Source organism: Streptomyces sp. NPDC001137, assembly GCF_040298885.1.
Classification (GTDB): Bacteria; Actinomycetota; Actinomycetes; order Streptomycetales; family Streptomycetaceae; genus Streptomyces.
Genome location: NZ_JBEPBA010000008.1, coordinates 213,483 through 235,981 on the forward strand (window position 1 = coordinate 213,483; position 22,499 = coordinate 235,981).

Below are 22,499 nucleotides of genomic sequence, written 5' to 3' on the forward strand. Positions count from 1 at the left end.
GAGTTTCACGCTTTTCATCTCCGGCGCGGGTCGCTGCGCCTACACTCGGCTGGAGTCTGTGCTCCACAAGTGCTGGCCAGGGAGAGGTGGTTGGGCCATGGCCAATGCTTCAACGCGCGGCACGGATCGCAATCCGGAGTTCGAGCAGGCCTTTCGAAAAACCTCAGCCCGAAATCGCGACGCGGATTGACCAGGCCCTGCAAACCGACGGTATTTTCGAGCGGTTGAGGGAGTTCGACGGGACTCGACGGGCTGCCTATAGGGAGAAAGCCGTCAGTCGGCAACCCGGCGCAGCCGGCGGCGGACGCTGCCCTGTTCCGGCTCGGGCTCGTGGTCCGGCTCCGTCGCCGCCCACAGCTCGTTGAACTGGCTGACGCGGTCCTCGACGTGCTCGCGCTTCATCCTCAGCATCGTCATGTCCGGCCGGACGTGATTGTCCGGCCGGGTCTCGTAGCACAGCTCCCCGTCGAAGATGATGTAGTCCATCACCGTGCCGCCCGGATCCAGCTGCGACTGCACGCCTATACGCGCGTCGATGCCGTACCTGCGCTGCCGCGCGCAGAGTTGCTCGAGGGCTTCGGTGACCTCCTCCGGCTCGTCCACCAGGAACAGCCGCCGGACCTCCACACCGCGGGTCTTGATGGCTTTCTCCTGCGCGCTGAGATACCGCTTGGCGGGCTCGCTGGCCCAGAAGTCCCGGTCGACGGTCGTGCTCGTGGCGTAGAGGGTCTTCTTGACGCACAGGGCAAGGTCGATCAGCCACTCGTGGTTCTCGAAGGAGGAGTCCGCTCTGCCGCTGATGAGGTCCTCCATCAGCTCGGCGAGACGTTTCAGCTCCTCTTCGGCGAAGCTCTTGACGATTCCCGGTGCCTCGTCACCGACCTGGGTGTACGCCTTGACCAGCCGGGTCACTTCCTCGGAGCGCAGCACGGAGCCGTCCACCTTGCTGAACAGCTCCGTCGCCTCGTTGATCTTGGCGAAGCTCTGGTCGACCGCGGTGCGCATCTCCGCATGGTGGTTGGCCAGGCTCCGCTTCATGTCGTCGATGTGCCGGCGCTGGCTCTCCTCGACCACCTCGAGGCGCTCGCCGAAGTCCACGAGGTACTGGACGATCAGCGTGGCGCTGCCGAGGACGATGGAGGCCACCCACTGCCAGATGTCGTTGTTGTCGCCGTTCAGCAGGATGGTCAGCAGGAAGGCGCCGCCCGCCGCCGACGCCGTGATCAGGATCTTCCAGAACAGCTTGGGTATGCCCCCTCGCTGCAGCCCCGCTCCGTTGCCGTTGTCCCCGGACCCTAACGACGCTCCGCTCATGTCTCTCCCCCGTCGGGTATGTGGTTGGTGCCGCCCCTCAGCTCGTGCTCAGTGCCTGGTGCAGCAGCGGTATGGCCTGGACGGCCAGTTGGTCCCGGATGCGCTGGACCAGGTTCTGCCACTGGCGTGTGAACCCCGGTTCCCGCTCCAGCACTTCCCACAGGTGGACCAGCGAGCGGTCCACCTGCGCGTGCGGCATCCACAGATGCAGCAGATGGTCGACGGCCGGGCGCAGCGCCTGGACCACGGCGCGCCCGTCCGCCGCCGCGAGCCGACTGCTGTCCAGCATGTGCACCACCGTCGTCAAAAGCCAGTCGTGCAGCGCGAGGTCCTCGCACAGACCCGCGGCCGCGGCCACGGGTGTGTCCTCGGGCAGCCGCAGCTCCACGGTCCGCAGCCCGTTCTCCGCCAGCGTGAACCGCGTCAGCTCAGCCCGTTCGCCCGCCGGGATCCGGCGGGCGGCCCAACGCAGGTGTGTGCGTCGGGACTTGAAGGGGACCTTGCGGTCGAGGAGCGGGTGGCGCAGCAGTCGCGTCAGCAGGGACTCGGCGATCATCCCCAGGTCGAGTTCACCGCGCCCGGCACCGCGCAGTATGCCCTCCGCGGTGGCCTGTTCGGGCAGCTTGCCGAACGGCTCGACCACCCCGGGCCGCACCAGGTAGTGCCCCCAGGGGCGGCGGGTGTCAGGACCCGCGGCCGGTGAGCTGAAGTACGCGGTGGACTGCAGCAGACGGCCCTCGGTGAGCGCCACACGGGTGGCGACCGTGCCGACGGCCCGGACCTTGGCGCCGTTGGAGGTGGGCAGCCGGCAGTCCACCCCGGTCAGCACCTCCGGGGACAGGGCGTACAGGTTGGGCCGCTCGGAGACCCGGACGGGTTCGTCGGAGCGCAGCCTGAGCAGCTGGGCGGCGGCCCTGCCCTCCAGCGCATGGAAGGACGGCAGCAGACAGGTGCGCACCTCACCGCAGGCGAGGACCGGGCGCGCGGGCTGTCCGAGAGCCGTTGTCATGTCAGGGCCCCTCGCCGGCAAGGGCGCCCACGGGCTCCTCGTAGAAGACGTACGTCGCGCGCTGGGCGACCGCGGCCGGGACCGCGAGCCCTTCCCGGGCCGAGCGCTCGGCGACCTGCCTGAGCGCCCCGGAGTCGACCTCCGTCTGGTCGAGGATGAGCCGCACGGCGTCCTCGACGGCCAGGAAGCGGTTCGGCATCAGGGTGCAGGTGCGGTAGGCGCTGAAGGCCGCGGCCTGCGGGTTGAGCTGGAGCAGGGGCGGCAGCCGGTCCCAGTCCTGCGGGAAGTCCTCGCCGTTCCAAGGGCGCGGGACGAGCACCGGCTCACCGAGGTGTCGTAACAGGCCCAGCCTGGCCAGCTGCCATACGGCCGCCAGGAACGGGCAGGACCACAGCCGTCGGCCGTCCTTCTCGGACCACAGCTCGACGTCCATGAAGACGGAGTGGTTGCGGGCCGCGGTCTCCTGGGGCGGCTGCCAGCCCCTGACCTCGCCCAGGGCGGCGCGCTTCGTGGTGGGGGTGCGCTGTCCGTTGGCGAGCCAGCCGGTCTGGCTGACGGAGGGGCGGGAGCCGTAGCTGCCCGGCGGCGGCGACTCGACCAGGCGGTGCATGACGGACTCGGCGAGTTCGATCCGGTCGGCGACCGCGCAGCCCGACTCGCGGGCCAGGTAGTCGACGACCAGGCCGGCCTTCTCGGCCTCCTTCAACACCAGCGGGACGAGTTCGGCGGGGGTGGAGAAGCGTGTGAAGTAGTCGTCGACGAGGAAACAGGTGCTGATGCGGGGGCGCTTGCCGCCGGTGCGACGGGCGGCGGAGGCGCGGGCCGCGTCCACCCACAGCCGTACCTCGGCGAAGTGCTCGCGCAGCCGTTCGGGACCCGCCTCGAAGTCCTCCATGTAGAGGTGGCCCAGCTCCAGGGAGAGGTGGGACAGCGGCACGGACTGGGTGCGGAGTTCCGCCGTGGTCTCCCGGAAGACGGCTTCGGTCACGCCTGCTCCCAGTACTTGTCGTCGGTGAGACGTCCGGCGAGCTGATTCAGCGCCCGCCAGGTCTCCATGTTGGCGATCTGGCTGTCGAGCACGTCCTCGTCGGTGATGAGCTGCTCCCGCCACTGCAGGACCGGTTCGAGGGGAATGGAGCCGAGGACCTGGCTGTAGCCGATGCCGTGCGTGGAGGCGAGCTGCTTGAGGTCGCTGTCGGTCTTGCGCATCCACGCCGACTGGGTGGGCGAGACCTGCGACCACAGCGGCGACTCGGGATCGGGTACGGCGGCCCGGACGAAGCGGATGGCGCCGCGCAGCGCCTCCTCCTCGTGGCCGCGGTCGACACCGCCGGCGACGATGCCGCGCTCGCCGAAGACCAGGCCGGCGGCGGCCGCCACATGCTGGCGGGTCCAGCGGTGGAAGACCAGCCAGCGGGCGGTGATCTCCCGCATCTCGGGCTGTGCGGTGGCCTCCAGGACCATGTCGACGGCGTAGGAGCGGCCGGCGCTGAGGTCCACGACGACCAGGTCGAACTCGTAGTAGAGCTTCATCAGCAGGTCGACGCAGAGCCGCACGTGGTCGCCGGTGGTGGCGAACTCCCCGCCGCCGACGTCTCCGGGCATCAGCACCAGACGGCCGCAGCCGGGCGGCGGGTCTCGCAGCACCTGGTGCTCGGTACTGGCCCACACGTCGATGCGCTCCGGCTCGCCGACCTCCCCTATCAGGTAGGAGTGCAGACCGCGGTCCTCGACGGCCTCGCGGGCGTCGGCCACGTCGAAGACGGCCGAGGCGGTGGGCGAGCCGAAGTCGAAGTCCAGGTAGCAGACGTCGTCCCCGGCCAGCGCGCGATGGTAGGCGAGGTTGGCGCTGGTGACGGAGCGGCCCGTGCCCCCCTTGTCGGAGGCCGCGAAGATCAGCACGCGGTCACCGTCCCTGGGCCGCGGCTTCGCGAGCCCGGGTGAGCGCGTCGAGCTGGCCCAGCACGTCGAGCGCCAGCGCGTAGGCGGTGCCCGGCTGGCGGTCCAGGAGACCGCGGGCGCGGCGCAGCTTGACCTCGATGTTCCTGAGCTGCATGCCGTGCCGGCCGTCGTCGCTGGGCGCTGGTTCCATCTGCTCGTTGCCCAGGAGATGGGCGGACTCGCTGAGCAACGCCCCGGCCAGTTCGGTGAGTTCGAGGCTGCGGACCGGGGGCTGTCGGTACATCTGGTGGACCTGGACCATCACCTCGGCGACGCGCTCGGTGATGTTCCACGACACCGGCACCCGGCGAGTGACGATCTCCGCCTCGGGATAGGCGGCGTGCACGTAGTCCCACAGGCCGGCGCCCTCGCCCTCCCGGATACGCCGGCGCCACATGTGGTCGAAGACGTCCTCGGCGAGTTTGAGCAGCCGGTCGTGCGAGTCGAGGTTGCGGGAGAGCGCGCGCAGCTGGATGGTCCGCTTCAGCAGCTGCGCCGAGAAGTCGTGCAGGGACCACGTCATCGGCGGGCCGAGCCGCTCGCTGCCCTGCAGCGGCAGTTTGACGCCCGCGTTGTGCAGCTCGTAGACCGTGCGGTCGTCACGGGTCATACGGCTGGTGATACGGCCGCGTTCGGCGAGGCGTTCCATGACGGTGACGGTACGGGCCAGGTCGTCGTCGGTGGCCCGGCGGCGCATCAGGTCGTGGACGAGGATGGCGGCGACGGAGAGGGAGAAGTACTCGGACTCCAGTTCCTGTCCCGTCGTACGCCAGGGGATGTCCTCCAGGGGCCAGCGGTCGGGGTCGAAGCGGGCGATGCCCGACCAGTACTGCTGGGTCAGCTCCCAGCGCAGCCGGAGCGCCTCGGCGAGCTTTTGCTGTTCGGTGTTGAGCAGGCCCAGGGTGAGGGTGCGCTCGGAGAACAGGTCCTGGATGCCGTCCAGCGCGACCACGGTGAAGTAGAGGTAAGGCACCGGGTCGGCGGCGCCCTTGGGCTGCGGCCCGATGGGTTCGTCGGTCTCGACCTCGGGGGCGTCCTTCACCAGGCTCCACGACCAGCCGCACTCGAAGAACTGGTTCTCGTCCCTGAGGCCCGCCTGGACGTCGATACCGAGCGTGAGACTCTCCACGATCGCGGCACGCAGCGCGCGGAAGCGGCTCTGGTACATGCTCAGCACCTGCCGCTGCGACAGCCGTCCCTGGCCGAGGAGTTCGACCAGGTTGCGGCCCTGCGCGGAGTCCGCGTCGAAGGCGTTGACGGTGAAGGAGCGCAGCAGGCTCACCATGGCGGCGGTGAGCCGGTTGCTGGTGGCCGAACGCAGCTCGGCGATCGTCTCCTGGATGTCGCTGCGTCTGGTCCTGGTCTCGTAGACCTTGAGGAAGCCGAGCGTGGCCAGGCAGAGCGTGATCGACATGGAGAAGGAGTCGACCACGCCGAGCTGACGTTGTTCCTCGGTGGGCTCCCCCTGGGCCTTGTCCTCGGATCCGAAGTAGTAACCCCCGGCGAAGGTGGGCCTCTTGTCCTCGCCGGTGTGGGTGCGCATGAAATCGGACGCGGCCTTGACGAGGTTGGCCGGGAGGTCGAGCCTCCCACCGGCCTTCTTCAGGGCCTGCTGGACGTCCTCCTGGGTGGTGTCCGGGTCGTCCAGCCGGAAGGCGGGGATCTCCGTGGCCGGGTACAGCAGGCAGAGCAGCCGTTCGGCGTCGGCGACGCTGCTCTGTCCGCCCCACTCGCCCCAGGCCCACTGCTCCCGCTCGAAGGAGTGGCGGGCGATGGCCTGCCAGATGTCCAGCAAATGCTGGCGTGGCTTGATCTGCATCCCATGCCCCTCACACAGGCCGCACTGCCGTCATTTGAGGAATGACCCTTTTCTGTTGTGAAGATTTTTAAACGGCCGGAATGCCTGCGTCCGTATTCCTTCGCCAACCGTAGGCCAGGATCATTCCCGAATACCCGTCGCGCACACCTGCCGCAGACTTGAGCCGCTGCACCTCGAAGTCGCCCGCGAAGGGCGCGAGACTCGCACGGACCTCTGATTCTCCGACGTCACAGGCCGGGAAGAACTCCTCCCCGGCGTGATAACCCTTCGAATGTTCCATGAAGGCGGCGGCGAAGGGAGCTCCGGGGGCGAGGGCACACAGGAAGCGCTCCACTCCCAGGTCGAACTCCTGGCGGGAGGTGGTCATCGACTCGGCGACGAAGAACATGGTCCCGACCGACCAGCGCCCGCCGAAGCGCTCGAGCCCGAAGATGTTGCCCTGCTCGACCTTGACGACCTTGCGGAACCGGTCGCGGGGGTCCAAGTAGAGGGAGCCGTACGCCTCGTGCTCGCACAGGGCGTTCCAGAACGGGTCCCAGTTCTCGTCGTAATCGTCCGTCTGGCGCTCGAGGTACTCCACGTTCGCGAACGAGTGCTCGAAGAGGGTGATCTCGTCGCACCAGGGCAACATGGAGAGCGCGGGATAGAGGTTCGCACCGGCGCCCACGTCGATGCCGTAAACAGGCCCGACGCCCTGCTTCCGGAAATGAGTGCCGAAATGACCCCGGATGATATGCAGGATCTCCTCGTCCTCCGCCTGTAAGAAGCGGTAGTTGTGCCGAACGTAGGCGATCGGGTCGAATGAGTCCCAGGGCGCGTCCGCATTCTTCACCTGGGCATCCCCCGACGAACTCAAGGTCATTTACCTACGGTACCAACACCGGAGGCCCTCCGGATCCCCCTGCGGTCAATGTCCGGAGAATTGCGTCATGTCCCCGGCAGGGGGACGGGGCGCACTGGGGGCGCACCGTGGCGAATGCGTTCCTGCGGCCTGATCCGGCCTTGAACGGCCGGATTGTCCCGCTCAAGATGGTCGGAACTCTGCCGAACACACCAGAAAGGCAGACACCAGGCGTCTCACTCGTACCACTCGTACGGGTGTCAACGTGCCCTTGACTCCCAACCCGCAGGGGGCGGTATGACGGCTCTTCCAGAGAAACGTTTTCCTTCCATGGCCGACCGCACCGACCGCCCACTGACCATGAGGGGCGTCGTCGAGGCCGACCTGCCCGAGCTGCATCGCGTCGACAGGGAGGCCTTCCCCGAGGAGCCGTACCACTACTTCGAGCTGCGCCAGAGTTACGACATCCACGGCGACCGCATCCTCGTCCTGGACGACGGCGAATGCCTGCACGGCTACGTCCTGTTCGTCACCACCTCGGACGGCTATGTGAACTGGATCAAGAGCCTCGCCGTCACGCCTGAACTGCGCGGACGCGGGCTGGGCCGGCGGCTGATGCTGGAGGTGATACGCCGGTTGCGCACCGAGGGCGTCCACCAGGTGCGTCTGACGGTGGAACCGACGAACGCGGCCGCGATCACGCTGTACCGGTCGCTGGGCTTCTCATTCGAGGGCGGGGTACGCAAGGGCTACTTCGGGCCCGGGGAGGACCGGCTGATCATGACGCTGGGACTGTGAGACAGGGGGATCAAGGGGACCGGGGGGATCAGGGGGACACCAGCCCAGCCTCATAAGCAATGATCACCAACTGCACCCGGTCCCGCGCGTCCAGCTTGGCCAGGAGGCGGGTGAGGTACGTCTTCGCCGTGGCCACGCTGATGCACAGCTCGGCCGCTATCTCGGCGTTGGACAGGCCGCTGCCGACCAGGGTGAGGACCTCGCGTTCGCGGTCTGTGATGGTCTTCAACTCCCGGTGTTTCACGGTCTGTTCGGGGCGGGAGGCGAAGTCCTGGATCAGGCGGCGGGTCACGCTCGGCGCGATCAGCGCGTCGCCTGCCGCCACCACCCGTACCGCGCCGATGATGTCGTCCAGTGCCATGTCCTTGACCAGGAAGCCGGCCGCACCGGCGCGCAGCGCCCCGTACACGTACGCGTCGTCGTCGAAGGTGGTCAGGACGACCACCCGCACGTCGGCCTGGGTCTCCGTGATGCGGCGCGTCGCCTCGATGCCGTCCATCCCCGGCATGCGGATGTCCATCACCACCACATCGGGGGCGAGTTCGCCGGCCAGCCGCACCGCGTCCTTGCCCGTCGCCGCCTCGCCGACCACCTCCACGTCCTCGATGTCGGCCATGACCATGCTCAGCGCGGTGCGGATGAGTTCCTGGTCGTCGACGAGGAGGACCCGGATCCTGGGGGCCGCGGTCATCGGACGGCCACCGGGAGGGGCAGGCGGGCCGTCACGCGGAAGCCGCCCTCGGGGCGCGGGGCCGCCGTGAACTCGCCGTGCAGCAGGGCCACGCGCTCACGCATCCCGGCCAGTCCGAACCCGGTGTCGGTCGAACTGCCGCGCCCCCGGCCGTCGTCCGTGATCTCCAGGGCGAGTTCGTCGTCGCGGTAGTCGACGGTGACCCGGCACGCGCGTGTGCCCGCGTGCCGTACGACGTTCGTGACCGACTCCTGGATGATCCGGAACGCCGACAGGTCGAGGTCCGGGGGGAGTTGGCGTGCCTCGCCGAGGCGGCGCACCTCCACTCGTACGCCCGCGGCCGTGGTCGTGGCGGCCAGTCGGTCGACGTCCGCCAGGCCCGCGGGGGCGAGGTCCGGATCCCGCCCCTCGTCCGCCGCCCGCAGCGCGACCAGCATGCGGCGCAGGCCGGCCAGTGTCTCGCGGCCCTCGTTCTCGACCGCCCGCATGGCCGCAAGGGCCGCCTCGGGACGGGTCGCGGCCACACGGGACGCCGCGCCCGCCTGGAGGGCGATGATGCCGATGCTGTGGGCGACGGTGTCGTGCATCTCGCGCGCTATGCGCAGGCGTTCGGCGGTGACGGCCTGGGCCGCATGCTCGGCGCTGAGGCGTTCGGCGTGCACGCGGGACTGGTGCGCCGAGTTGCCGAGCAGCCAGACGATCATGGTGACCAGGGCGACGGCCAGTTCGGCGGAGGTGCTGACGACCCAGTGGCGCAGCATCCGTACGGCTATGTACACGATCAGGGTGCCGACCGCCATCGCCAGCGCGACGAGCGCGGTACGCCGTGGGTAGGTGGCCGCGACGAAGTACAGGGCCACCATGGTCGTGAGGTACTGCGCCATCGGCAGCCCGGCGACGCCGAGGGTGGTCGTCTCGAAGACCGCGGCCAGGATCGTCAGGGTGGTCGCGAGCAGCGGCCTGCGGTGCAGCAGCCTGCCGCCCTGGAACGCCATCGCGGTCGACATGAGGAGGAACGTGAGGCCGTCCCAGCGGTACAGCTGGGCCGCCGGCCACTGCGCCGGCATCATCTCGCCGGGCAGCCGGAAGGTCGTCAGCAGGGTGAACAGCACGCTCGCGCACCACACGATCGCCGTCCACCCGGCCGGCGACACGCGTTTGACCAGGGGCGGCGGAGGCGAGCTGGCAGGCATGCCGTGATCGTAGGCGCCGGGCGCGGTGCGGTCATCGGCCCGTGGACGTACAACCAGGGTCGACAGTCGCCTCGTACGAGTGTCAGCGAGCGGCCGATGCCCCGGACGGGCCGCCCGCGCCACCGTGGTCCGCATGATCGAAGTCGAGCAGCTCACCAAGCGGTACGGCCCCACGACGGCCGTACGCGATCTGTCCTTCACCGTCCGCCCCGGCCATGTCACGGGTTTCCTCGGCCCGAACGGCGCGGGCAAGACCACGACCCTGCGGATGCTGCTCGGGCTCATCGAGCCGAGCGCCGGTACCGCCACGATCAGCGGTCACTCCTTCCGCCGGCATCCGCGCGGGCTACGGCACGTCGGTGCCCTTCTCGACGCCCATGACGTGCACGGTGGGCGCAGCGCGCGGGCGCATCTGCACGCCCTGGCCCGCAGCAACCGCATCCCGAGGACGCGGGTGGACGAGGTGCTCGCCGAGGTGGGGCTCACTGAGGCAGCCGCCCGGCGCCGGGTCGGCTCGTTCTCGCTGGGCATGAAGCAGCGGCTCGGCATCGCGGCCGCGCTGCTCGGGGACCCGCCGGTGCTGATGTTCGACGAGCCGCTCAACGGGCTCGATCCGGAGGGGGTGTTGTGGGTGCGGGGGCTGTTCCGCAGGCTCGCGCACGAGGGCCGTACCGTCTTCGTCTCCAGCCATCTGATGTCCGAGATGGAGAACACCGCGGACGAGCTGATCGTCATCGGCCGTGGGGAGCTCATCGCGGCCGAGAGCCTCGTCGAGTTCGCCGCGCGCGGTACGGCGCCGACGGTGACGGTGCGCTCGCCGCACGCGGGCGCCCTGGCCGTCGTACTGGAGTCGGAGGGTGCGGTGGTGGCGCCGTACGACGAGGAGACGCTGAAGGTGGACGGGGCGAGCGCCGTCCGGGTCGGCGAGCTGGCGCACCAACACGGCTTCCCGCTATGGGAGTTGACGACACAGGTGGCCTCCCTGGAGACGGCCTTCATGGAACTGACCGCCGACAGCGTCGAGTACGCGGCTGGAGAGACCCGATGAGCACCCTGGCCCTGCCCGCCTCCCGCTTCACCGATCTGCTGGCCGCCGAGTGGATCAAACTGCGCTCCCTGCGCTCCACGTACTGGGCCTTCGGCTGCGGTGCGCTGGCCGTCGTCGGCTTCAACGCGAACGCGGCCCGCGCCGACTACGTGAACTATCCGCACTACGGCGGGCCGATCCGCGAGGACTTCGTGTACTGGGCGCTGCGGGACGCCTTCACCCAGGGCTCCGCCATGATCCTCGTGCTGGTGTGCGCGAGCATCGGCGCGATCACGGTCGTCGGGGAGTACGCGACCGGCCTGGTCCGTACGACGTTCACCGCCGTGCCGGACCGGCGGGCCCTGATGGCCGCGAAGGTGGTCGTGCTGACGGCGGTCATGACGGTGTTCGGCGCGCTCGTCGCGGCCGCCTCCTACGCCTCCTCGCAGGCCATCCTCGACGGGCGGGGCCTGGGCGTGCCGATCGACCATCCCGGCGCCTGGCGCGTGGTCGTGGCGTCGGCGCTGCTCGCCCCGGTGTGTGCGCTGGCCGGCATGGGGCTGGGCGCGGTGATCCGGCACAGCGCCACGACGATGGTGCTGACGACGTTCGTCCTGCTGTTCCTGCCGTCCTTCGTCACGGACCGCTACCACTGGACGGCGTCGGTCCGGCACGCCTTTCCGTTCAACGCGTGGGAGCGGCTCGTGGACGTGGGGTACGGGCAGTCCCGCTATGTGCTGGTCCCGAAGTATCCGGCGACCGTCGCGGGCGGGTGGGTCGTGTTCGCGGTGTGGGCGGCGGTGGCGGCGCTCGTGGCGGTCGTGGTCGTGGACCGGCGGGACGTATGAGAAACCCTGCGTCGCGGCGGGGGTAAACCCCCCTGCCGACAAGGCAGTTGACCGGATGGGATGCGCGGACGGCATCCGGGAGTCTCGTGTTCATGAAGGAGATCACGAAAAGCGCGGCCCTGATCGCGGCGGCCTCCGGCATCGTCTTCGGTGCTCTCACGCCCCTCACCGCGTCCGCCGCCGAGGAGCCGCTCACATGGACCAGGTGCGCGGGCAGCGGCCTCGACCCCCGTCAGCAGTGCGCGATCCTCGAAGTCCCCATGGACTACGCCCACCCCGGCGGCCGCACCATCGACATCGCCGTCTCCCGCATCCCCGCCGAGAAGCCGTCCGCCCGCCGGGGTGCCCTGCTGCTGATCGCCGGCGGGCCGGGCGGCACCAGTCTGGACGACCCTTCGGGGAAGGGGCAGAAGCTGCCGCAGGACGTCCGGGACGCCTACGACCTGATCGGTTTCGCACCGCGTGGCAACGCGCCCTCCACAGCGGTCAGTTGTGGCCTCGATCATTCGGACCTCGCCCTGTCGAAGCTGCGCCCGTGGCCCGCCCCGGACGGGTCCGTCACCGAGAACATGCGCACCGCCAGGCGGGTGGCCGCCGCCTGCGCGACCAACGGCAGCGAACTGATGCGCCACATCACCACCAAGGACAACGCCCGCGACATCGACCGCATCCGGGCCGCGCTCGGCGAGCGCAGGCTGTCCGCCTGGGGCGTCTCGTACGGCACCTATGTAGGCGCCGCGTACAGCGAGATGTTCCCGCAGCGCACCGACCGCATCGTGCTGGACAGCAACGACAACCCCGATCCGGTCCGGGCGGAGCGGGCCTGGGTCGCCGCGTACGAGGTGGGCGTCGAGGACAACTTCCCCGAGTTCGCCATGTGGGCGTCGGCGCCCGGCAACCCGCACCGCCTGGCCGGCACGGCCGCCGAGGTCCGCCCACTCCTCCTGCGCCTCGCCGCGCATCTGGACCGCGAGCCGATCCCCTGGCCGGGCGCCAACCCGGAGGAGCTGAACGGCAACGTGCTGCGTCAGACGATGCTCGACGGCCTCACCGAGCCCGACGACTACCCCGCCCTGGCCGAGCTGATCGCAGCCGCCCTGAAGGGAACCGTCCCGCCCGCACCGGCGGCCCCACCGGACGCGGCCATGCAGAACCTCGTTGCGGTGAGCGCCGCCACCATCTGCAACGACGCCGCATGGCCGCGCGATGCCGCCACCTACCGGAAGGGCGTCGCCGAGAGCCGCGTCAAGTACCCGCTGACCGCGGGCATGCCGAGGAACGCGCTGGTGTGCGCCGCCTGGCCGTGGCAGCCGAAGGAGCCTCCGGTACGGATCACCGACCGGGGCCCGTCCGACATCCTGCTCGTCCAGAACGAGCGCGACCTCGCCACCCCGCTGAGCGGCGCCCTGAAGCTCCGCGAGGCGCTCGGCCGCCGCGCCGTCATGGTCACCAACGACGCCACCGGCCACGAGGCCTATCTCGCCAACGGCACCAGGTGCGGCGACGCGACGGTCTCCCGCTTCCTGGCGACGGGCGAGCGGCCGCGGCAGGACGTCCACTGCCGCTGAACACCCTCCCGCCGGCGCGCGGCCGGTCCGTCTACGGTGCCTGGCGTACGCAGGCCCGCCCGTACTGGCGCGCCAGCGCGTGGAAGGCCTCCTTCGGCTCCCAGTGCCAGCCCGAACAGGGGTCGTCCGGGCGGTCCTTGATGGCCTTGGTGATGCTGTAGCTCGCCATGTCGAGGTCGTAGCGCGGGTTGTCGGTGCGGTGCGGGGCGTCCGGGGTGACGAACTCGAAGGCCATCGCCGCGTACAGGCCCATCGACTCGAAGACGTCCAGCAGGCCGGTCAGGTAGGCGGCTTGGGTGTGTTCGCTGCGGACCAGGTGGCCCTTGATCTCCTGCGGGTCCTTGTCGTGGTCGACGACGTCCCAGCCCATGCCGCCCGCCTCCGGGGCGCCGACGTAGGTGCAGGTCCCGAACTCGGTGATGGCGAGGGGCTTGCCCCAGCGCAGGTACTTCCTCAACTCCCGTACGTACTGCGAGCGTTGGTGGAAGTACGAGTAGTAGTCGATGCCCACGATGTCGAAGAGGCCCCAGTCCACCTCGTCGTCCTGGGCGGCGGCATAGCTCAGTCTGCCGTGGAAGACGGACCGGCCCACCGCCGCCGCCTTCGCCGTGAAGCGGTCGAGGCGGCGCTGCATCCTCACGGGGTCGAAGTTGCCCTTCAGCATGTTCTGTACGCGCTCCAGGACCGTCTCCCCCGGCACGATCCCCGGCACCAGCAGCCAGAACTCGCAGCCCACGCTGAAGTCGACGCTCGCGCCCTGCCGCCGCAGCCGCTCCGCGAACCGGCCGCACTCCGCCAGATGCTCCAGGGTGTCCCGCTGCGGGGCGTCCGCGAGGGTCGGCTGGAGCCACACGTGCAGCCCGCGCTCGGCGGCCTCTGCGGCGGTGGCGGTGAGGCGCTCGACTCCGTCGCCGGTGACGTCGACGGTGTCGGCGTGCAGCCGGTCGCGGATGGCGCGAATGTCACGGCGCATCCGGGCCGCGCTCCACGCGGTCCCCGGCGTCTCGCCCTCGCCGACGGTGTAGACGACACCGCGGTGCCGCAGACCACGGCCGGTCGCCGCGGCCGGTCCGGCCGGCAGCACCGCCGCCGACAGGCCGAGGGCCGCCGCCCCCGCCAGGAACCGCGCCCGGTTGATCCCCTTCGTCTTCTCCATGCCTCTCACTGTGGCGAGGCCGCGCCCGCACCGCCGTCCGCCGATGGTCTACGGCCGGGCAACCAAGGGATGACGTACGGCGTCGGTCACTGAAGAGATCGACATGCCGTACCGAGCGAAGGAGTCAGAGATCTTAGGCCGACGCACCCTGCTCACCGCGGGCACCGCCACCGCCGCGGCACTTCTCACCGGCGCACCCGCCCACGCCTCGCGCCCACGCGGCGGAGCCGCACATCGACACAGCCCCGGCCCCCTTCGGGTCGCGTCCGCACCGCATCAGAACCTGCGTACGTACCGCTTCTGCCACGGCGTCTCCACGGCCCGCCGGTCGTAGTGCGCCCGCACATACGCCACGGCCTCCTCTGCCGGTACGCCGTCCAGGACCGCCAGACAGGCCAGCGCCGTGCCGGTGCGTCCGCGCCCGCCTCCGCAGGCGATCTCGACGCGCTCGTCCGCCGTCCGTTCCCAGGCGGCGGTCAGCGCGGCGCGGGCGGCCGGGCGGTCGGCGGGGAGGCGGAAGTCGGGCCAGCGGATCCAGGTGAACTCCCAGGGGACGGGCGGGGGTTGTCCACCGAGGAGGTAGAGGGCGTACGAGGGGGTGGGCGCCCCCGGGGCGAGGGGATGCCGTAGCCCGCGCCCGCGGACCAGCCGGCCCGACGGCAGGCGCAGCACACCGGGGTCCGCGGGATGCCAGGTGTCCGTCACCGGGTCAGCGTACGGGCTTCGATGCCGCGGAAGTGGTGGGCCATCGCCCGCTGGGCGCCCTCGGCGTCCCCGGCGCGCAGGGCCGTCACGATGTCCCGGTGGCGGCGGACCGTCACCTCGGGTGCGGGGTCGCCGGGCCGGCCGCGGGCGCCCGCGACCCTGCGGAACACGGTCCAGAAGGCACCCAGCAGCTGGGGCACGAGCGCGTTGCCGAGGGAGGCGTAGAGCAGCTCGTGGAACTCGCGGTCGAGTTCGGGCAAGGGGCGATCGGCCCGGACCGCCGCCTCCATCCGGGCCACCACCGCCTCCAGCGCGTCCAGCTCGGCCTCGGTGACCGTGCCCGCGATCCGCCGGACCAGGCCTTCCTCCAGTACCGCCCGCACCTGGAGGATCTCGGCGAGCGCCCCGGTGTCGTCGTCGTGCCGGGCCAGGGTGCGGAAGGTCAGGCCGTCGACGAAGGGGGTCAGGGACGCCTGGCCGACATAGGTGCCGTAGCCGTGTCTGATCTCCACGATGTCCAGGGCCTGGAGCGCCTTGAGGGCCTCGCGTACGGAGTTGCGGCTGACGCCGAGGTCCTCCATCAGCTCGGCCTCGGTGGGCAGCGGGGCGCCGGGCCCGAGTCTGCGGTCCAGGATCAGCTGCACGACCTCGCGCCGTATCCGGCTGGTCCTCGACTCCGCGGACATGCGCCGCATCGTACGCGCGCCAGACGTCCCACGTCCCATGTCCGGCGGTGACATGCGCCAACTCCCGCCATTTCCCCCCGCCATTGGGCCGACCTCTGGCAGCTACGCCATTCGTGTGCGGGCCCTTGACCGCCCCCGGAGCCCCTCCTATGGTCGCGGCTGACGACAGGACGTAGGACGTCGTATCTCCTCGCTCTTCGATGTCGCTCTTCGATCGCACTCTTCGATGGCACTCTCCGCTGGAGGACACCGTGCATCGCCGGACCTTCCTGAAGTACACCGGCGCGCTGGGTGCGGCCACCGCCGTCTCCGCGTCGCTGTCGGCCTGTTCGTCCGGGCCCCAGTCCACCAACGACACCGGCGGCGGGGGCGGCAAGAACCGCACGCTGACGGCGGTCATCGGCTACGGCAACGACGGCACCTGGGATCCCACCCAGACCGCGTCCGCCTTCTGCATGGCCGCCAACAACCACATCTACGAGGGTCTGCTCGACACCGACCCGATCTCCCGCAAGCCGTACGCGGCGCTCGCGACCGCGGTGCCGAAGGACGTGAACTCCACCTCCTGGAAGTTCACCCTGCGGGCCGGAGCCAAGTTCCACGACGGGAAGCCCGTCACCGCCGACGACGTCGTCTTCGTCTTCGACCGGATCCTCGACCCGAAGACGCAGACCCTCGCCAAGGGCTTCTTCGCGAGCTGGCTGAAGGAGGTCCGGAAGGTCGACGCGCGGAACGTCGAGCTGGTGCTCAAGTTCCCCTTCCCGGACGGGCTCTCGCGGCTCACCCTCGCGAAGATCATGCCGAAGCACGTCTTCTCGGAGCCGGGCGCCTGGGACAAGGCCGTCACGGGGCTCGCGATCGGCTCGGGGCCGTACCGGCAGTCCGCCCACCACCCGAAGTCGAACACGGCCTTCGAGGCGTTCGCCGACTACAACGGCCCGCGCCCGGCGGCCTTCAAGAAGATGAACTGGCTGACGATCGTGGACGCCGCCCCGCGTGTCGCGCGGATCTCCGGCTCCAGCGCGGGCGCGCAGATCGCCGACAACATCCCCTACGCCAACATCGAGCAGCTCGAGCGCGGCGGGCTGACGGTCGCGGGCGGGGCCGGCATGAACAACCTGTTCCTGATGTTCAACACCCGGCACAAGCCCTTCGACGACGTACGGGTGCGGCAGGCGCTGCACTACGCCATCGACACCGAGAAGATGGTGCAGGTCGCGCTGAAGGGGCACGGCAAGCCGTCGTCCTCGTTCCTGAACGAGGGCAACCCCGGCTACCGGCGGGCGAAGACCGTCTACGACTACGACCCCGAGAAGGCGAAAGCCCTGCTGAAGGCGGCCGGGGTCAAGAATCTCAGCATCGACATCCTCGCGGTGAACGTGAGTTGGATCGTCGACTGCCTGCCGACCATCAAGGCTTCCTGGGACGCGATCGGGGTCCGTACGACCCTCTCGCCGCAGGAGACCACCGCCGTCTTCACCAAGTTGGACCAGAAGCAGGACTACCAGGTCGTCGCCGCGGCCTCGAATCCCAACCAGTTCGGCCTCGACGCCGACCTGATCATGCACTACAACTACGGCCCCACCAACCTCTGGATGCAGTACACGCGGTGGGCCGACAACCCTGTCGCCAAACAGCTCTTCAAGGACATGGACCGGGCCACCCGGGAGGCCGACCCGGCGAAGAAGAAGGCGATGATCCAGGACTACATCGACGTCGTCGCCGAACAGGCCGTCCTCTACCCGGTCGTCCACAACGAGCTGATGACCGCCTGGGACCCGAAGCAGCTCAGCGGCATAAGGGCGCAGCCGTATCCCGGTATCAACCTGCTCCAGGCCAGGTGGGTCTAGCCCCATGGTCGCGGTTCTCCGCATCCTGCTGCGCCGGATCGCCCTGCTGGTGCCGCTGATGCTCGGCATCGTGCTGTTCGTGTTCCTGGTGATGCGCTTCTCGGACGTCGACCCGGCGTCCGCGTTCTTCCAGGGCGCGAACCCCACCCCGCAGCAGCTGCACGACTTCCGCGAGCAGAACGGCCTGCTCGACCCGCTGCCCGTGCGCTACGTCCACTTCGTCGGCGACCTCCTCCACGGCGACCTGGGCACCAGCGCCCTGACCCGCGCCCCCGTCGTCGACCAGGTCACCACCGCCCTGCCGCTCACCCTCCAGCTCACCTTCCTGGGCCTCGGCATCGCGGTGGTGCTGTCCCTCGTCGGCGGCGTGACGGCCGCCATCCACCGGGACCGGCTGCCCGACCAGGTCGTCCGGGTCGTCTCGCTGACCGGCGTCGCGGCCCCCGGCTTCTGGCTGGCGCTGCTGATGATCCAGTACCTGGCGGTCGACCAGGGCTGGTTCCCGACGGGCGGCTACATCAACCCGGCCGACTCCTTCACCGGCTGGCTGAAGACCATGACCCTGCCCGCCCTCGCCCTGTCCCTGCCGGTGGCGGCCCAACTCACCCGGATCGTCCGGACGTCGGTGGTGGAGGAGCTGGACAAGGACTACGTCCGCACGGCGATCGGCAGCGGTCTGCCGCCACGCGTGGTCGTGGGCCGCAACGTCTTGCGCAACGCCCTCATCAACCCGCTCACCGTGCTGGGTCTGCGCGTCGGCTATCTGCTCGGCGGCGCGGTCGTCATCGAGACGATCTTCTCGCTGCCCGGCATGGGCAAGCTGATGATCGACGCCGTGAAGAACGGCGACCCGGCCGTCGTCCAGGGCGTGGTGCTGACCACGGCGACCGGCTTCGTGGTCGTCAACCTCGTCATCGACCTCCTCTACCTGCTGGTCAACCCGCGACTGAGGGAAGCGACCGCATGATCACGCAGTTCACGCGCAGGAGCCTCACCGAGGCGCTCTCCCGGCCCGGCGTCCGCCTGCGCGGCCGGCGCAGGCTGCCGCCGCTGTCGAAGGCCGCGGTCTGCTTCCTGGCCGTCGTAGTGCTGATGGCCCTGCTGGCGCCCCTGCTCGCACCGGACGACCCGCTCGACCAGCAGCCGCCCGTCGACGGCACCGGGCACCCGTCCGCCGAGCACTGGATGGGCCAGGACAGCCTCGGCCGGGACATCCTCAGCCGGCTGATGTACGGCGCCCGCTGGTCGCTGGCGATCGGCCTCGGCGCGACCGCCCTCGCGCTGGTGGTCGGGGCGCTGATCGGCGCGGTCGCGGCCACCTCCCGCAAGGGGGTCGACGAGACGCTGATGCGCTGCCTCGACGTGGTCATGGCCTTCCCGGGCATCGCGCTCGCGGCCGTCCTGGTCGCCGTGTTCGGCGGCGGGATCACCGTGCTGATCTGCGCGATCGCGTTCCTGTTCATGCCGCCGGTGGCTCGGGTCGTACGGGCGAACGTCCTCGACCAGTACGGCGAGGACTATGTGACGGCGGAACGCGTGATCGGCGCCCGCACCCCGCACATCGTGCTGCGCCATGTTGCCGTCAACTGTGCCGCTCCGGTGCTGGTGTTCTGCACGGTGCAGGTGGCCGAGGCCATCGTGTTCGAGGCCTCGCTGTCCTTCATCGGGGCGGGGGTGCGTCCTCCGGACCCGTCCTGGGGGAGTGTCATCGCGGACGGCAAGGACATGGTGCTGACCGGGGGGTGGTGGGCGACTGTCTTCCCGGGGCTGCTGATGCTGGTGACCGTGCTGTCGTTGAACGTCCTGTCGGAGGGGGTGTCGGATGCGTGGGCGGCTCCGCCGGCGCGGGAGGTTGATGTACGCGGGGACGACGACCGACTGGAGGCCGCGGAGCCCGGCAGCGGGGAGGTGTTGCAGTTGCCTGGGCTGGCGGCTGCGGCGCAGCGGCTGCGGGGGCGCCACGCCGAGACGGGTGCCACGACAGGCCGTCGGGCGAGTGCGGCGCCGTCTGGGCTGTTCGCGCCCGCGCGGCGGAAGCCGCAAATCCAATACAGCCCCGCGCCCCTAAAAGCCGCTGCTGCACCGCCGGTTCTAGCAGTCGAGAACCTTGCCATCGGTTTCGAAGGGCGGCACGGCGGAGTCGACATCGTCGACGGGATCAGCTTCGAGGTGCACGCCGGCGAAGTCCTGGGCCTCGTGGGCGAGTCGGGCTGCGGAAAGTCGTTGACCGCACTCGCCGTCATGGGCCTGGAGCCGAAAGGCGCCCGGATCCGCGGCCAAGTGCGCTTCAATCAGCGGGATTTGCTGGCAGAGCCCATGAAGGCACGCCGTCGTCTCCTCGGCCACGAGATGGCGATGATCTACCAGGACGCGCTGTCGTCCCTCAACCCCGCGATGACGATCCGCGCCCAGCTCAAGCAGGTCGTGCGGCGCGGCGGCCGTCGTAGCCCCGCCGAACTGCTCGCGATGGTCGGCCTGGACCCCGACCGCACCCTGCGCAGCTATCCGCACGAGCTCTCCGGCGGCCAGCGCCAACGCGTCCTGATCGCCATGGCCCTGTCCCGCGACCCGCAGCTGATCGTCGCCGACGAGCCGACGACGGCGCTGGACGTGACGGTGCAGGCGCAGGTCATGGAGCTGCTGCTGCGGCTGCGTCAGGAGCTGGGCTTCGCGCTGGTCCTCGTCTCGCACGACCTGGCGCTGGTCGCGGACGTCACCGACCGGGTGGTGGTGATGTACGGCGGACAGATCGTGGAGACGGGCGTCACCGCGGACCTGGTGGAGGCGCCGGCCCACCACTACACACGCGGACTGCTCGGCAGTGTGCTGTCCCTGGAGTCGGCGGCCGAACGCATGACGCAGATCAGGGGCGTGGTCCCCTCCCCCGCGGACTTCCCGGCGGGCTGCCGTTTCGCCGACCGCTGCCCGCTCGCCACCGACATCTGCCGCACCACCCCACCCGCGCTGCTGGGCACGCCGACGCACACGGCGGCCTGTCACCACCCGGCGGTCGAACTGGTGACGTCGGAGCAGGAGGCAGCGCAGTGAACGCGATCGTCGAGCTGTTCGACACGCATGTGGTCCACAAGGCGCGCAGCGGCGGCCTGTTCACCCGGGACAGGGTGTACGCGCTGACCGGCGCCGATCTCACGATCGCGCCCGGCGAGACCGTGGGCGTCGTCGGCGAGTCCGGGTGCGGGAAGTCGACGCTGGCGAAGGTGCTGGTGGGCGTGGTCCGGCCGACCTCCGGCACGGTGTCCTTCCAGGGCCGCGACCTGTGGTCCATGCGGCCGGCCGAACGCAGGGCGACCGTCGGCGGCAGCACCGGCATGATCTTCCAGGACCCGTCGACGGCTCTGAACCGCCGGCTGCCGGTGCGGCACATCCTGCGGGACCCGCTGGATGTGCACCAGCGGGGGACGAAGCCCCAACGCGAGGACCGGGTACGGGAGTTGATGTCCCTGGTCGGCCTTCCCCGGGCCCTTGCGGACGCGCTGCCCGGGCAGCTGTCGGGCGGCCAGCGCCAACGGGTGGCGATCGCACGGGCGTTGGCCCTGGACCCCCGCCTGGTGGTGGCGGACGAACCGACGAGCGCACTGGACGTCTCGGTACGCGCCCAGATCCTGAACCTGCTCCTGGACCTGAAGGAACGCCTGGACCTGGCGCTGCTCTTCGTCTCGCACGACATCCAGACGGTACGGCGGATGAGCGACCGCGTGATCACCATGTACCTCGGCCGCATCGTCGAGGAGACCCCGGCCGCGGAGGTCACGGACCGGGCCCGGCACCCGTACACCCGTGCCCTGTTCTCGGCGACCCCCGGCCTTCTGCACCCCATCGACCCCATCCCCCTCACCGGCCCGGTCCCCTCGGCGACGCGGCCGCCGAGCGGGTGCCCGTTCCGCACGCGGTGCTGGAAGGCGGACGAGGTGTGCGCGGCGGAAATGCCGGACTTCTCGGCCGCGTCCTCCGCGGGCCACCGGTTCCGCTGCCACCATCCTGTGGAGGAGAACCAGTCGACCCAGCACCTGGTACGCCAGAACCACCCCACGGAGCCCTCATGATCCTCCCCGCCCCGCTCACAGGTGTCGTCCCGCCCGTCTGCACGCCCCTGACACCGGACCGCGAGGTGGACGTCCCCTCCCTGCTCAGGCTGGTCGACCACCTGGTGGCAGGCGGGGTGCACGGGCTGTTCGTGCTCGGGTCGTCGTCGGAGGCGGCGTTTCTGCGGGACGGGCAGCGCAGGCTGGTGGTGGAGTCGGTGGTGGCTCATGTGGCCGGCCGACTGCCCGTCCTGGCCGGGGCGATCGACATGACGACGCCGAGGGTGCTGGATCATGTGGCGGCGGTGACGGCCGCCGGGGCGGACGCGGTGGTGGTGACGGCGCCGTTCTATGCGGGCACGCATCCGGCGGAGATCGCGCGCCACTACCGGCTGATCGCTGCGGCCTCGCCGGTGCCGGTGGTCGCGTACGACATTCCGTCCGCCGTGCACACGAAACTGCCCGCGGACGTCGTGCTGGACCTGGCCGCCGAGGGCGTGCTCGCGGGGCTCAAGGACTCGAGCGGTGATCTGGGGGGTTTCCGGGAGGTCGTCAGTGGGGCGCGCGCCCGGTCCGACATCCGCGGCTTCAGCGTCCTGACCGGCTCGGAGCTGGTCGTCGACGCCGCCCTCGCCCTCGGTGCCGACGGAGCGGTGCCGGGGCTGGCCAACGTCGACCCGCACGGCTATGTCCGCCTCGACGCGCTGTGCCGGGCCGGGGACTGGGAGCGGGCCCGTGCCGAACAGGAGCGGCTGTGCGCCCTGTTCGGCATGGTGAGGGCCTCAGACCCGGGTCGTATGGGCGGCAGTTCATCGGCCCTCGGCGCCTTCAAGGCGGCACTGCACCTGCGAGGCGTGATCGACTGCCCGGCGACCGCGGAGCCCCAGGTGCCGCTGTCGTCGGACGAGGTGGAACGGGTGGGGAAGTTTTTGGCAGCGGCGGGGCTGCTGTAGCGCTTTTTTCGCCCCCGCCGCCCCTTCCCGTCCCGACCCGGGGGCCAGCCCCCGGAC

The 22,499-nt window shown here is 70.3% G+C and carries 20 protein-coding genes; 9 read left to right on the forward strand and 11 right to left on the reverse strand.

Annotated features, from left to right (window positions below; translation table 11 throughout):
* Window positions 1-273 precede the first annotated feature (273 nt).
* The 6 genes from ABT254_RS18375 to ABT254_RS18400 all read right to left on the reverse strand — a co-directional run bounded on the left by ABT254_RS18375 (window position 274) and on the right by ABT254_RS18400 (window position 6,945).
* The gene (locus ABT254_RS18375; protein ID WP_351470700.1) at window positions 274-1,314 is read right to left on the reverse strand and encodes a DUF6879 family protein; all 1,041 of its coding nucleotides are present in this window, start codon (window positions 1,312-1,314) and stop codon (window positions 274-276) included.
* Between the two features lie 37 nt (window positions 1,315-1,351).
* Window positions 1,352-2,323 (reverse strand): SCO2521 family protein, encoded by a 972-nt coding sequence (locus ABT254_RS18380; protein WP_351470703.1) that lies wholly within the window; start codon window positions 2,321-2,323, stop codon window positions 1,352-1,354.
* A 1-nt stretch (window position 2,324) separates the two neighbouring features.
* Window positions 2,325-3,311 (reverse strand): SCO2522 family protein, encoded by a 987-nt coding sequence (locus ABT254_RS18385; protein ID WP_351470706.1) that lies wholly within the window; start codon window positions 3,309-3,311, stop codon window positions 2,325-2,327.
* The gene (locus tag ABT254_RS18390) at window positions 3,308-4,225 is read right to left on the reverse strand and encodes an SCO2523 family variant P-loop protein (RefSeq protein WP_351470709.1); all 918 of its coding nucleotides are present in this window, start codon (window positions 4,223-4,225) and stop codon (window positions 3,308-3,310) included. The genes ABT254_RS18385 and ABT254_RS18390 overlap by 4 nt, the downstream gene beginning before the upstream one ends.
* Window positions 4,226-4,229: 4 nt before the next feature.
* Window positions 4,230-6,083, reverse strand: coding sequence for an SCO2524 family protein (locus tag ABT254_RS18395; protein ID WP_351470712.1), 1,854 nt, complete (start codon window positions 6,081-6,083; stop codon window positions 4,230-4,232).
* Between the two features lie 67 nt (window positions 6,084-6,150).
* Entirely contained in the window at window positions 6,151-6,945 is a 795-nt protein-coding gene (locus ABT254_RS18400; protein WP_351470715.1) for an SCO2525 family SAM-dependent methyltransferase, read from the reverse strand.
* A 309-nt stretch (window positions 6,946-7,254) separates the two neighbouring features.
* Here ABT254_RS18400 and ABT254_RS18405 point away from each other — a divergent pair, with 309 nt between their 5' ends.
* Window positions 7,255-7,722: a GNAT family N-acetyltransferase gene (locus tag ABT254_RS18405; RefSeq protein WP_351470718.1), complete on the forward strand. Its 468-nt coding sequence runs from the start codon at window positions 7,255-7,257 to the stop codon at window positions 7,720-7,722.
* Between the two features lie 28 nt (window positions 7,723-7,750).
* Here the strand turns inward: ABT254_RS18405 and ABT254_RS18410 are convergent, their stop codons facing one another.
* Window positions 7,751-8,413: a response regulator gene (locus ABT254_RS18410; RefSeq protein ID WP_351470721.1), complete on the reverse strand. Its 663-nt coding sequence runs from the start codon at window positions 8,411-8,413 to the stop codon at window positions 7,751-7,753.
* Entirely contained in the window at window positions 8,410-9,606 is a 1,197-nt protein-coding gene (locus ABT254_RS18415) for a sensor histidine kinase (protein WP_351470724.1), read from the reverse strand. Before ABT254_RS18415 ends, ABT254_RS18410 begins: the two co-directional genes overlap by 4 nt.
* Window positions 9,607-9,739: 133 nt before the next feature.
* Between ABT254_RS18415 and ABT254_RS18420 the strand changes: the two genes are divergently transcribed.
* The 3 genes from ABT254_RS18420 (at window position 9,740) to ABT254_RS18430 (ending at window position 13,049) form a co-directional block, all read left to right on the forward strand.
* Entirely contained in the window at window positions 9,740-10,654 is a 915-nt protein-coding gene (locus tag ABT254_RS18420) for an ABC transporter ATP-binding protein (RefSeq protein WP_351470727.1), read from the forward strand.
* On the forward strand, window positions 10,651-11,481 hold the full coding sequence (locus ABT254_RS18425) for an ABC transporter permease (RefSeq protein ID WP_351470730.1): 831 nt from the start codon (window positions 10,651-10,653) through the stop codon (window positions 11,479-11,481). Before ABT254_RS18420 ends, ABT254_RS18425 begins: the two co-directional genes overlap by 4 nt.
* 92 nt (window positions 11,482-11,573) lie before the next feature.
* Window positions 11,574-13,049 (forward strand): alpha/beta hydrolase, encoded by a 1,476-nt coding sequence (locus tag ABT254_RS18430; RefSeq protein ID WP_351470733.1) that lies wholly within the window; start codon window positions 11,574-11,576, stop codon window positions 13,047-13,049.
* 31 nt (window positions 13,050-13,080) lie between these two features.
* On the opposite strand, the gene ABT254_RS18435 is transcribed toward ABT254_RS18430, so the two are convergent.
* The 3 genes from ABT254_RS18435 to ABT254_RS18445 all read right to left on the reverse strand — a co-directional run bounded on the left by ABT254_RS18435 (window position 13,081) and on the right by ABT254_RS18445 (window position 15,605).
* Window positions 13,081-14,205: a glycoside hydrolase family 113 protein gene (locus ABT254_RS18435; RefSeq protein ID WP_351470736.1), complete on the reverse strand. Its 1,125-nt coding sequence runs from the start codon at window positions 14,203-14,205 to the stop codon at window positions 13,081-13,083.
* 276 nt (window positions 14,206-14,481) lie between these two features.
* Window positions 14,482-14,910, reverse strand: coding sequence for a phosphatase domain-containing protein (locus ABT254_RS18440; RefSeq protein ID WP_351470739.1), 429 nt, complete (start codon window positions 14,908-14,910; stop codon window positions 14,482-14,484).
* On the reverse strand, window positions 14,907-15,605 hold the full coding sequence (locus ABT254_RS18445; RefSeq protein WP_351470742.1) for a FadR/GntR family transcriptional regulator: 699 nt from the start codon (window positions 15,603-15,605) through the stop codon (window positions 14,907-14,909). The genes ABT254_RS18440 and ABT254_RS18445 overlap by 4 nt, the downstream gene beginning before the upstream one ends.
* Window positions 15,606-15,796: 191 nt before the next feature.
* Between ABT254_RS18445 and ABT254_RS18450 the strand changes: the two genes are divergently transcribed.
* The 5 genes from ABT254_RS18450 to ABT254_RS18470 are packed head-to-tail and all read left to right on the forward strand — an operon-like array spanning window position 15,797 to window position 22,442.
* Window positions 15,797-17,446, forward strand: coding sequence for an ABC transporter substrate-binding protein (locus ABT254_RS18450; RefSeq protein ID WP_351470745.1), 1,650 nt, complete (start codon window positions 15,797-15,799; stop codon window positions 17,444-17,446).
* Between the two features lie 4 nt (window positions 17,447-17,450).
* Complete coding sequence (locus tag ABT254_RS18455; protein WP_351470748.1) at window positions 17,451-18,413, forward strand: ABC transporter permease; 963 nt, start codon at window positions 17,451-17,453, stop codon at window positions 18,411-18,413.
* On the forward strand, window positions 18,410-20,494 hold the full coding sequence (locus ABT254_RS18460; RefSeq protein ID WP_351470751.1) for a dipeptide/oligopeptide/nickel ABC transporter permease/ATP-binding protein: 2,085 nt from the start codon (window positions 18,410-18,412) through the stop codon (window positions 20,492-20,494). The genes ABT254_RS18455 and ABT254_RS18460 overlap by 4 nt, the downstream gene beginning before the upstream one ends.
* A complete protein-coding gene (locus ABT254_RS18465) occupies window positions 20,491-21,510 on the forward strand; it encodes an oligopeptide/dipeptide ABC transporter ATP-binding protein (protein WP_351470754.1) in 1,020 nt (339 codons plus the stop codon). The genes ABT254_RS18460 and ABT254_RS18465 overlap by 4 nt, the downstream gene beginning before the upstream one ends.
* Complete coding sequence (locus ABT254_RS18470; protein ID WP_351470757.1) at window positions 21,507-22,442, forward strand: dihydrodipicolinate synthase family protein; 936 nt, start codon at window positions 21,507-21,509, stop codon at window positions 22,440-22,442. Before ABT254_RS18465 ends, ABT254_RS18470 begins: the two co-directional genes overlap by 4 nt.
* Window positions 22,443-22,499: the final 57 nt, after the last annotated feature.